We start from the raw sequence: 11,074 nt of genomic DNA, 5'->3' as shown, positions 1-11,074 counted from the left end.
GCGGAGGGGAAACACCCGGTCCCATTCCGAACCCGGAAGTTAAGCCCTCCAGCGCCGATGGTACTGCACGGGCGACCGTGTGGGAGAGTAGGACACCGCCGGACACAACATATATAGAAGGCCCGCCTCACCCGAGGCGGGCCTTCTGCATTTCCCGGGAACGAAAAGGCCCCGCCCATGCCGGCGGGGACTTTCTGTATTTACAGCGGGAATGTGCGACTCGGTTCCCTGACAAGCGTGTCGGTTGGGTGGGGCGGTCCCCACCATGGACCGGGGTGGTCACACCATCGTGGCCAACTGGCTGCGGCAGCAGGGTTGAGGCGTCACGGATACCCACTCTTGGAGCGAAACGATGCCGCCCCCCAACCTCCGCAACAGACCGACTTTCCTGCTCATCATGCTGCTCTGCGCCGGGGTGCTGTTCACCGCCCCCCTGGCCCGTGCGGAACTCGCCGAGGACGGGCTGGCCCAGGCTCTGGGAGCGAACGCGTACGAACTGCACTCCACGGAACCTACCGGTGATCTCCGGGACCTGCGGCCGCTGGGTCGAATGGTCGAGGGCGCCGCGGTGGTGGGAGTCGGCGAGGCCACTCACAACTCCCGCGAGTTCTTCACCATGAAGCACCGGATGTTCCGCTACCTGGTCGAGGAGAAGGGCTTCGCGACCTTTTCCCTGGAGGCGAACTGGAGCGCCGGTCTGCGCCTGGACGACTACGTCCTCTACGGAAGGGGCGATGCGCGCCAGATCATGCGGGAGGAGTTCAAGGGCGCGAGCGACTTCTGGTACACGCGCGAGTACCTGGATCTGATCGAGTGGATGCGCGCCCATAACGCCCGGCACCCCAGGAAGGTGCGTTTCATGGGCAACGACATCGGCTACCCGGCCCCGCGCCTCTTCGACGAGGTGACCGGCTATCTCCAGCGCCGCCACCCGGCTTCGCTGCCGGAGATCGAGGTCCTGTACCAGGGCCTTCGTCCGACAGTGGGCGTGAACGACTGGATGTTGGCCTATCCGGGCCGTCCCCTGGCCGAGCGTCAGGAGTTGGCCGCCCGGGCGGAGCGGGCGCTAGGCATCCTGCGGGACCTGCCGCCAGGCCCGGACCCGGCGGAGCGCGCCCTGACCGAGCAGCACGCCCGGGTCATCGCGCAGACCGCCCGGCTGTACGCGGTGGACTTCGATGACCAGGACGACGTCGCCCAGGCGATGCTGCACCGGGACCGGGCCATGGCGGCCAACACCGCCTGGTGGCACGAGCACACCGGTCAGCGGATCGTGCTGTCGGCCCACAACGCGCACATCGCTTATGTGAGCTACGCCCCCGACCGGTACCCCAAGATGCAGGGGGCCTTCCTCCGCGACAGGCTCGGCACCCGCTACGTGAACGTCGGCATCACCTTCCACCAGGGGTCCTTCAACGCCCAGGACGCGGAGGACGACTACCGGATGCGCGCCTTCACGGTGGGCCCCGCCGCACCGGGAGGCAACGAGCACACCCTCGACCGGGTCCACTTCCAGGACTTCCTGCTCGATCTGCGCACCGCCCCGCTGGCGGCCCGTGCCTGGCTGGGCGGTGCCCGTCCGACGCGGGTCATCGGCACCGCCTACCCCGAGCCCGAGTACCAGGTCTCGCTGGGCCGTTCCCATGATGTGCTCATCCACCTGCACCGGGTCAGGGCCGCGAGCCTGCTGGCCTGAGCGCCGCACCGGGCCGGTTCAGCGTGCCGGTCCGAGAACGGAGTCGAGGGTGCGGGCCCATTGGGTGAGGATCCTGGTGCGGCGGGCAGAGTCGTCGGTGAGGATGTCGGCCAGGCCGAGCCCGCGGATCAGCTCCAGGGTGGCCTGTACGGTCTCCCGGACGCCGGGCTCGCTCTCGTCGGCGCCCAGGGCCTGCACCGTGAGGCGATGCGCCTCCCGGCCGACCTTGGCCTCCAGGGGAAGGAGCAGGGCGCACAGCCGCTCGTCGGAGGCCGCGGCGACCCACAGGTGCAGCGCGGCCCGGAACAGCGGGCTGGTGTACATCTCGCCGAGCACGGTCACCACTTCGAGGGCGGTGAGGCGCCCGCCGGGCATGGCGGCGACCCGGTCCCGCATCTCCCGCATGCGCACCTCGACGCCGTACTCGACCGCGGCGGTGACCAGCCCCTCCCGGGTGGGGAAGTGGTGCTGGGCGGCTCCCCGGGAGACTCCGGCGCGCTCGGCCACCACCGACACGGTGGTACCGGCCCAGCCGGCCGAGGCCAGGCAGTCGATGGCGGCCTCGAGCAGCCGTAGCCGGGTGGCCCGGCTACGGTCCTGTCGCGGTTCGCGGGAAGGCGCCTGAGCGGTCATGGACCGTCAGTGAACCAAAGCCCCTCAAAACAAGCAAGCGCGATTGATTTTTCTGGACCTGGCTGCCAAGGTGCATCCATGACGCAACCGCTGCGGGTGGGGAACGCGTCGGGCTTCTACGGTGACCGGTTCTCCGCCGTCCGCGAGATGCTCGAGGGCGGCGATCTCGACGTGCTCACCGGCGACTACCTGGCCGAGCTCACGATGCTCATCCTCGGCCGGAACCGGCTCAAGGATCCGGCGGCCGGCTATGCCACCACGTTCCTGCGGCAGATGGAGGATGCGCTGGGCCTGGCGGCCGAGCGCGGCACGAGGATCGTGACCAACGCCGGCGGCCTCAACCCCCGGGGCCTGGCCGACCGGTTGCGAGAACTGGCCGCCAGGCTCGGCCTCGACATCACGATCGCCCACGTCGAGGGCGACGACCTGCTGCCCCGGGCCGAGGAGTTCGGCCTCGCCGACGGGCCGTACGGCCGTCCGCTCACCGCCAACGCCTACCTGGGGGCCTGGGGCATCGCCGAGTGCCTGCGCGCGGGAGCGGACCTCGTGGTGACTGGCCGGGTCACTGACGCGTCGCTGGTGGTCGGTCCGGCGGCCGCGCACTTCGGCTGGGCGCGGGACGACTGGGACGCCCTGGCGGGTGCGACCGTGGCCGGCCATGTCCTGGAGTGCGGGGCCCAGGCCACCGGCGGCAACTACGCCTTCTTTCAAGAAATCTACAACGTAAAGGCGCCGGGCTTTCCGATCGCCGAGATCGCCCCGGACGGCTCCTTCGTCATCACCAAGCACCCGGGCACCGGCGGCGCCGTCACCGTCGAAACGGTCACCGCCCAGCTGCTCTACGAGATCGGCGGGCCGCGGTACGCGGGGCCCGACGTCACCACCCGCTTCGACACGATCGCTCCCGAGCCCTGCGGTCCCGACCGGGTCGGGATCCGCGGCGTCCGCGGCGAACCTCCGCCGGACACGGTCAAGGTCTGCCTCAACCATCTCGGCGGCTACCGCAACGAGATGACTTTCGTGCTCACCGGGCTGGACGTTGAGGCCAAGGCGGCCTGGGCCCGGGCCCGGCTGGAGGAGGCACTGGCGGAGCATCCCCCGGCCAGGACCGAGTGGACGGCGATCGGGACCCCGGCCCATGACCCGGACACCCAGGGTGCGGCCACCTCGCTGCTGCGCTGCGCCGTCCAGGACGCCGACGAGGCCGCGGTGGGCCGCGCCTTCAGCGGGGCGGCGGTCGAATTCGCCCTGGCCGGCTACCCGGGTTTCACGATGACCACCCCGCCGGGCAAGGCCGTCCCGTACGGGGTCTACCGGCCCGCGTACGTCGACGCCGCGAGGATCGCCCAGGTGGCGGTGCTCCCGGACGGCACCCGCCGGCCGATTCCCCCGATCCCGCCCGCCGGCGGAGACCCCCGCCCTGTACCGGAGGCGCTGCCGGAGCGGCACCCGGGCGCGGCGCCCACCGTCCGTGTCCCGCTCGGCCGGATCGCCGGGGCGCGCAGCGGTGACAAGGGCGGCGACGCCAATCTCGGCGTCTGGGCCCGCACCGACGGGCAGTGGTGCTGGCTGGCGCACTTCCTGACGGTGGACCGGATCCGGGAGCTGCTCCCCGAGACCCGCGACCACGCCGTCACCCGGTACGTGCTGCCGAACCTGCGCGCGCTGAACTTCGTGATCGAAGGGCTGCTCCAGGAGGGGGTGTCGGCCTCGACGCGGTTCGACCCGCAGGGCAAGGCCCTCGGTGAATGGCTCAGGGCCCGTGAGGTGGACCTTCCGGAGGACCTGCGGTGACGGTGATCAGGAGTGCGCTGGACCCGGCGGGCGCCGCGTACCGGGAACGCCGTACGGCGATGCTCGGCAAGCTGACCGAGCTGGACGCCGAGCACGCCAGGGCGCTGGCCGGCGGTGGCGAGAAGTACGTCGAGCGGCACCGGAGACGCGGCAAGCTGCTGGCCCGGGAGCGGATCGAGTTGCTGCTGGATCCCGACGCGCCGTTCCTGGAACTCAGCCCGCTGGCCGCCTGGGGCAGCGACTTCCCGGTGGGCGCCAGCGTGGTGACCGGCATCGGCGTGGTCGAGGGCGTCGAGTGCATGATCGTCGCCAATGACCCGACCGTGCGGGGCGGCGCGAGCAATCCCTGGACGGTCAAGAAGAGTTTCCGGGCCGCTGACATCGCGCTGGAGAACCGGCTACCGGTGATCAACCTCGTCGAGTCCGGCGGCGCCGACCTGCCCACCCAGAAGGAGATCTTCATTCCGGGCGGCCGGATGTTCCGGGACCTGACCCGGCTGTCGGCGGCGGGCATTCCCACGATCGCGCTGGTCTTCGGCAACTCCACCGCGGGCGGCGCGTACATCCCGGGTATGTGCGACCACGTCGTCATGGTCCGGGAGCGGGCCAAGGTCTTCCTCGGCGGGCCGCCGCTGGTGAAGATGGCCACCGGCGAGGAGTCCGGCGACGAGGAGCTGGGCGGCGCCGAGATGCACGCGCGGCTCTCGGGTCTGGCCGACCACATGGCCGCCGACGAACACGACGCGCTCCGGATCGGCCGGGACATCGTCCGCCGGCTCAACCACCGCAAGCAGGGCCCGGCCCCGGGAGCCGTGGCGCCACCGCGGTACCCCGAGGAGGAGCTGGCGGGGATCGTCCCGGAGGATCTGAAGACCCCCTTCGACCCGCGCGAGGTGATCGCCCGGGTGGTGGACGGCTCGGAGTTCGACGAGTTCAAGCCCTTGTACGGGACCAGCCTGGTCACCGGCTGGGCCCGGGTGCACGGCTACCCGGTCGGTGTGCTGGCCAACGCCCAGGGCGTGCTGTTCGGTGCCGAGGCGCAGAAGGCGGCCCAGTTCATCCAGCTCGCCAACGCCCGTGACACCTCACTGATCTTCCTGCACAACACCACCGGCTACATGGTCGGCAAGGAGTACGAGCAGAGCGGGATCATCAAGCACGGGGCCCTGATGATCAACGCGGTCTCCAACAGCCGGGTGCCGCACATCTCGATCATCATGGGTGCCTCCTACGGCGCCGGCAACTACGGCATGTGCGGCCGGGCCTACGATCCGCGCTTCCTGTTCACCTGGCCGAGCGCCAAGTCCGCGGTGATGGGCCCGCCGCAGCTCGCCGGCGTGCTCTCCATCGTGGCCCGGCAGGCCGCCGAGGCCCGTGGCCAGGTCTACGACGAGGTCCAGGACGTGGCGATGCGCGAGCTGGTCGAGGCGCAGATCGAGGCCGAGTCACTGCCGTACTTCCTGTCCGGCCGGCTCTACGACGACGGGGTGATCGACCCGCGTGACACCCGGACCGTGCTCGGCCTGTGCCTGTCGGTGGTCCACAACGCCCCGGTGCGCGGCGCCGAGGGCTACGGCGTCTTCCGGATGTGAGCCGAAATGATCCAGCGACTTCTGGTGGCCAACCGCGGCGAGATCGCCCGCCGGGTGTTCCGCACCTGCCGGGATCTCGGTGTCGAGACCGTCGCGGTGTACTCGGACGCCGACGCGGACGCGCCGCACGCCCGGGAGGCGGACCTGGCGGTGCGGCTGCCGGGCGCGGCCCCCGCCGAGACGTACCTGCGCGCTGACCTGATCCTGGCCGCGGCCGGGTCCGCGGGCGCCGACGCCGTCCACCCCGGATACGGCTTCCTGTCCGAGAACGCCGACTTCGCCCGGCAGGTGACCGCCGCCGGGCTGACCTGGGTGGGCCCGCCCGCCGAGGTGATCGCGGCGATGGGTTCCAAGATCGAGGCCAAGCGGCTGCTGGCCGGCGCCGGGGTGCCCGTGCTGCCCGAACCCGACCCGGAGACCGTGACGGTCGCGGACCTGCCGCTGCTGGTGAAGGCCTCGGCCGGCGGCGGAGGGCGGGGGATGCGCGCGGTCCGCGTGCTCGACGAGCTGCCCGGGGCGCTGGCCTCGGCCCGCCGGGAGGCCGGGTCGGCCTTCGGCGACACGACCGTTTTCTGCGAGCCGCTGCTGGAGGGGGCACGGCACGTGGAGGTCCAGGTGCTCGCCGACCGGCACGGGACGGTCTGGACGCTGGGGGAGCGGGAGTGCTCGATCCAGCGCCGGCACCAGAAGATCCTGGAGGAGGCGCCGTCCCCCGCGGTCGGACCGGAACTGCGGGCGGCGCTGAGCGAGGCCGCCGCCGCGGCGGCCCGGGCGATCGGCTACCGGGGCGCGGGAACGGTGGAGTTCCTGCTCGCCGCCGACGACCGGTTCTTCTTCCTGGAGGTCAACACCCGGCTGCAGGTCGAGCACCCGGTCACCGAGTGCCGGTACGGGCTGGACCTGGTCCGCCTTCAGCTCGAGATCGCCGAGGGCGCCCGGCTGCCCGGGCGACCGCCCGAGCCGCGCGGCCACGCCGTGGAGGTGCGGCTGTACGCGGAGGACCCGGCCGAGGACTGGCGGCCCTCCAGCGGCCCCCTGCACACCTTCGACGTGCCGGGCGTGGACGCCGAGTTCGCCGTGCCGGACGGGTACGGGCTACGGCTCGACACCGGCGTGACGGACGGCACCGTGATCGGGACGCACTACGACCCGATGCTCGCGAAGGTGATCGCCTGGGCGCCGACCCGGGCGGCCTCTGCCCGGCGGCTGGCCGCGGCCCTGCGCGGCGCCCGCATCCACGGCCCGGACACCAACCGTGACCTGCTCGTCCGGATTTTGGCCGAGCCGTCCTTCCTCGCGGGGGAGACCGACACCGGCTACCTCGACCGGCTCGGGCCCAAGGTTCTGGCGGCTCCGCCGGAGGCCGCGGCCGTCCGGCTGTCGGCGCTGGCCGCCGCGCTCGCCGCGGCGGCGGACGCCCGGGACCGGGCGCCGGCGCTGGGCGGGCTGCCGTCCGGTTGGCGCAACGTGACGTCGGCGCCGCAGCGCCGGTCCTACGCGGCGCCGGACGGGGAGATCGAGGTGGCTTACCGGCTGACCCGCGCCGGGCTGCGCGCCGAGGGCCATGAGGACGTCGGGCTCGTCTCGGTGGCGGGGAGTCCGGCTGACCGGACGGTCACCCTGGAGACGGCGGGGGTGCGGCGGCGGTTCACGGTCCGCCAGATCGGCGACCGCGTCCACGTGGACTCCGGGCTGGGCGCGGTGGCCCTGCGCGCCCTGCCGCGCTTCACCGATCCGGCCGACAAGGTCGCCCCGGGCTCGTTGCTGGCGCCCATGCCCGGCACGGTCGTCCGGGTCGAGACCCGGCCCGGCGCCGCCGTGACGGCCGGCCAGACCCTGGTGGTGCTGGAGGCGATGAAGATGGAGCACCGTGTCACGGCGCCGGCGGCCGGGATGGTCGCCGGGGTCGGTGTGCACGTAGGACAGCAGGTCGAGGCCGGAGCGGTCCTCGCCGTGATCTCAGAAGGGGATTCCTGATGGGTTTCGTCGAGTCGGACGAGCGGCTGGCGCTGCGCGCCGCGGTAGCCGAACTGGGTGAGAAGTACGGATCCGAGTATTTCGTGGAGAAGGCTCGTAGTGGAGCCAAGACGGACGAGTTGTGGACCGAGGCGGCCCGGCTGGGCTACCTGGGCGTCAACGTGCCGGAGGAGTACGGCGGAGGCGGCGGCGGCATCGGCGATCTGGCCGCGGTCTGCGAGGAACTGGCGGCGGCGGGCTGCCCGCTGCTGCTCATGGTGGTCTCACCGGCGATCTGCGCGACGATCATCGCCCGCTCCGGCACGGAGGAGCAGAAGCGGCACTGGCTGCCCCAGTTCGCGGAGGGGACGGTCAAGATGGCCTTCGCGATCACCGAGCCGGACGCCGGCTCCAACTCGCACCGCATCACCACCACCGCCCGGCGGGACGGCGACGGCTGGGTGCTCAACGGCCAGAAGACCTTCATCTCGGGGGTGGACGAGGTCGACGCGGTGCTCTTCGTCGCCCGGACCGCGGACCAGAAGGGCACCCTGCGGCCCTCGCTGTTCATCGTGCCGACGGACACCCCCGGCTTCACCTGGACGCCGATCGAGATGGAGATCGTCTCGCCGGAGAAGCAGTTCGTCTGCCACCTCGACGACGTGACCCTGCCGTACGAGGCGCTGATCGGAGACGAGGACGGCGGGCTGACCCAGCTGTTCGCCGGGCTCAATCCCGAGCGGATCATGGCCGCGGCGATGGGCGCCGGCATCGCCCGCCTGGCACTCGGCAAGGCGGTGACGTACGCCGGGCAGCGGGAGGTCTTCAAGGTCCCGATCGGCGCGCACCAGGGCATCGCCCACCCGCTGGCCGCGGCGAAGATCGAGCTGGAGCTGGCGCGGCTGATGGGACAGAAGGCCGCATGGCTGTACGACTCCGGCGACGATCTCGGTGCGGGTGAGACCGCGAACATGGCCAAGTACGCCGCCGCGGAGGCCGCGGTGCACTGCGTCGACCAGGCCATCCAGACGCACGGCGGCAACGGGCTGACCACCGAGTACGGGGTCGGAATGCTGTCGGGGACGGTCCGGCTGATGCGGATCGCCCCGGTCAGCCGGGAGATGGTGTTGAACTACGTCGCCCAGCACTCGCTGGGACTGCCCAAGTCGTACTGAATTCGCGGGACCGGGTGGCGGCCGGGCTCCGGGCGCCTTACGCTCTGGGCGTCCCCATCGGCGATCTTCGGGAGACCGCGCCGTGTACGGCCCACCGCCTCCGGTCCCGCCCCCCGTCCCGCCGCCCGGCAGGAGCGACGCCGCGCCGCTGTTCCGGCGGGCCCTGGCCTGGGCGGTCGACTTCGGGCTGATGCTGGCCGTCGCGTTCGGGCTGGGCACCGCGGTCTACTCCGTGATCATTTTCGTCGTGGAGCGTGGGGCCGCCCAGTACACGGTGCGGACCGGGATGTGGGCGGTCGTCCGCTCCGGAGGCGAACTCGGCGCCGGAACGGAGCAGCTCACCCGGGCGTGGGACACGACGGTGCTGTTGATCACGCTGGCCTTCGCCGTCCTGGTGGCGATCCAGTTCCTCTACCAGTTCACCGCACTCGTCTGGCGGGGGCGCACGCTCGGCAAGGCCCTCGCCGACGTCCGGGTCGGCGCGCCCGGCGGGACCCGGCCGACCGCGGGCCGGGCGGTCCGCCGGGCGGCCGTCACCACCCTCACCGACACGGCCCTCATCTCGCTGGCGTTCGTGCTGCTGCTGCACGGCGAGCCGGTGGTGGCGGTGCTGTGCTGGCTGCTGGCGGTGGCCGCCTTCTGGGCGAACGCGCTGCCCGTGCTGGCGGGCGGCCGGCGCAGCCTGGGCGACCGGGCGGCGGGCACGGCGGCTGTCCGCGCGCGGACCTACGAAGCGGCGGGACGGGCCGTGCTGCACGGAGCCCGGCAGGCCGTGGGCGGCGCCCAGTCCGGGGCGCTCCACCTGGCCGAGCACGAGCGGGTCCGGCAGGCCCGGGAACTCGGCCGGCAGACCGCCGAGCGGCTTCGCCAGGCTCCGGATCTCGGCGGGCAGGTGCGCCGGGCGCTGCCCGCGGATTCCGCCCGGCAGGCCGGCCGCCGGCTGGGGAGGCGGCTGCGGCCCGACCGCTCCCCGCCCGCGCCGCCGCTCCCGCCCGGGCCCGCGCAGCCCGGCCCGCCACAGGACTGAGGCCCGTCTCGAAGCGAGGCCGCCGACCTTATTTCGGGATTTCGGGATTTCGGGACACGACCCGGGCGGGAACGTCCGCCTCCAAGGGCGCCAGGTGTGCTCGGAGCGGAACCGGGATCAACCGGCCGGGACCCGCAGCGTCCGGGCCGCCAGGCGGGCGAGGAGCGCCTCGTCGATGTCGTGGCCGAGGCCCGGCTGGGTGAGGGGCACCGCGACGACCCCGCCGGAGGACCGGACCGGCGGCGAGACGAAGGCGGGCCCGCCCGCCGGGTCGGACACGTCGCTGGGCAGGGTGCATCCCGGCATGCTGGCCAGGGCCACGGTGGCGGCCTGGCCGATGCCCAGGCCGCCGGACCCGGAGCACCAGACATCCCAGCCGGCCGCGTAGGCCCGGTCGTGCGCGGCCCGCGCCGCGGTGAGCCCGCCCGACAGGTCGATGCGTAGGTTCAGCGCCCGGCCCGCCTCCAGGGAGATCGCCGCGTCCAGGGTGTCGAGGTCGCCGGCGGCCAGGCAGAGCGGGGTGCCGATCCGGCGTTGCAGCCGGGCGTGCGCGGCCAGGTCGGTGGCGTCGAACGGGTGCGCGATCGCCAGCAGCCCGTAGGCGTCCAGCGCCTCCAGCGCGGCGAGGTCACCGGAGGACTCGGTGTAGGCGCCGCCACAGTCGGCCACCAGGGCGAGCGCCGGATAGGCGTGCCGGACCGCGCGGATCGGCTCGATGTCGCTGCCCGGGCGTACCCGCACGGTGACCCGGGTGTGGCCGCCGCCGATCTGCCGGTTCACCTGCTCCACCAGCGTCTCCGGCAGTTCGGCGGTCACCTGGGTGCCGGTCGCGATGGAGGTGCGGGTGCCGCCCAGCGCGTGCGCCAGCGGCATTCCCTTGATCTTGCACCACAGGTCCCAGCAGGCCGTGTCGACCGCGGCGGCGGCCTGCCGGGTGCCCAGTTCGGTGACCGCGGAGACGTCCTCGGGCCGGTCCCAGGCCAGCCCCAGCAGCGCCGGAGCGAGCCGTTCCTCGATGTCGGACCAGGGCTCGGGACGGCCGGCCTCGGCCGGGCAGCCCACCTCACCCCAGCCGGCGGTGCCGTCGTCACCGGTGAGCCGGACGACGATGCTCTCCGGCCGCCGGCCGCGCGGCACCGCCACCCGGAAGGCCGTACAGCCCTGGATTCGTGGCACCCGCGCCGCCTCCCACCTCGAAGTT

Annotated in this window: 8 protein-coding genes and 1 rRNA gene; 7 read left to right on the top strand and 2 right to left on the bottom strand. The window is 72.8% G+C overall.

The annotated features are described in order from the left end of the window. Together rrf and DPM19_RS32270 are read left to right on the top strand one after the other, a co-directional pair. Positions 1-104, top strand: a 5S ribosomal RNA gene (gene rrf, locus DPM19_RS32275); the annotation flags it as partial. A 248-nt stretch (positions 105-352) separates the two neighbouring features. Beyond that, positions 353-1,696 carry an erythromycin esterase family protein gene (locus DPM19_RS32270; protein ID WP_111871873.1) on the top strand — a complete coding sequence of 448 codons (1,344 nt, stop codon included), beginning with the start codon at positions 353-355 and terminating at the stop codon, positions 1,694-1,696. A gap of 18 nt (positions 1,697-1,714) precedes the next feature. Here DPM19_RS32270 and DPM19_RS32265 read toward each other — a convergent pair whose 3' ends face one another. Next, positions 1,715-2,329 carry a TetR/AcrR family transcriptional regulator gene (locus DPM19_RS32265; RefSeq protein WP_111871872.1) on the bottom strand — a complete coding sequence of 205 codons (615 nt, stop codon included), beginning with the start codon at positions 2,327-2,329 and terminating at the stop codon, positions 1,715-1,717. 78 nt (positions 2,330-2,407) lie between these two features. Here DPM19_RS32265 and DPM19_RS32260 point away from each other — a divergent pair, with 78 nt between their 5' ends. The 5 genes from DPM19_RS32260 to DPM19_RS32240 all read left to right on the top strand — a co-directional run bounded on the left by DPM19_RS32260 (position 2,408) and on the right by DPM19_RS32240 (position 9,873). Further along, a complete protein-coding gene (locus DPM19_RS32260; protein ID WP_111871871.1) occupies positions 2,408-4,123 on the top strand; it encodes an acyclic terpene utilization AtuA family protein in 1,716 nt (571 codons plus the stop codon). Further along, positions 4,120-5,715 (top strand): acyl-CoA carboxylase subunit beta, encoded by a 1,596-nt coding sequence (locus DPM19_RS32255; protein WP_199485398.1) that lies wholly within the window; start codon positions 4,120-4,122, stop codon positions 5,713-5,715. The genes DPM19_RS32260 and DPM19_RS32255 overlap by 4 nt, the downstream gene beginning before the upstream one ends. Before the next feature lie 6 nt (positions 5,716-5,721). Then, the gene (locus DPM19_RS32250; protein WP_111871870.1) at positions 5,722-7,692 is read left to right on the top strand and encodes an acetyl/propionyl/methylcrotonyl-CoA carboxylase subunit alpha; all 1,971 of its coding nucleotides are present in this window, start codon (positions 5,722-5,724) and stop codon (positions 7,690-7,692) included. Then, a complete protein-coding gene (locus tag DPM19_RS32245; RefSeq protein WP_111871869.1) occupies positions 7,692-8,846 on the top strand; it encodes an acyl-CoA dehydrogenase family protein in 1,155 nt (384 codons plus the stop codon). Before DPM19_RS32250 ends, DPM19_RS32245 begins: the two co-directional genes overlap by 1 nt. An 82-nt stretch (positions 8,847-8,928) precedes the next feature. Beyond that, the gene (locus tag DPM19_RS32240) at positions 8,929-9,873 is read left to right on the top strand and encodes an RDD family protein (protein ID WP_111871868.1); all 945 of its coding nucleotides are present in this window, start codon (positions 8,929-8,931) and stop codon (positions 9,871-9,873) included. Positions 9,874-9,990: 117 nt separating this feature from the next. Here DPM19_RS32240 and DPM19_RS32235 read toward each other — a convergent pair whose 3' ends face one another. Further along, positions 9,991-11,049 carry an enolase C-terminal domain-like protein gene (locus tag DPM19_RS32235; RefSeq protein WP_111871867.1) on the bottom strand — a complete coding sequence of 353 codons (1,059 nt, stop codon included), beginning with the start codon at positions 11,047-11,049 and terminating at the stop codon, positions 9,991-9,993. Positions 11,050-11,074: the final 25 nt, after the last annotated feature.

Origin of the sequence: Actinomadura craniellae, from assembly GCF_003289645.1 — a bacterium.
In the GTDB taxonomy this organism is placed as follows: Bacteria; Actinomycetota; Actinomycetes; order Streptosporangiales; family Streptosporangiaceae; genus Actinomadura_D; species Actinomadura_D craniellae.
The sequence above is the reverse complement of the archived record's forward strand: the minus strand, read 5'-3'. Positions and strand labels throughout refer to the sequence as shown.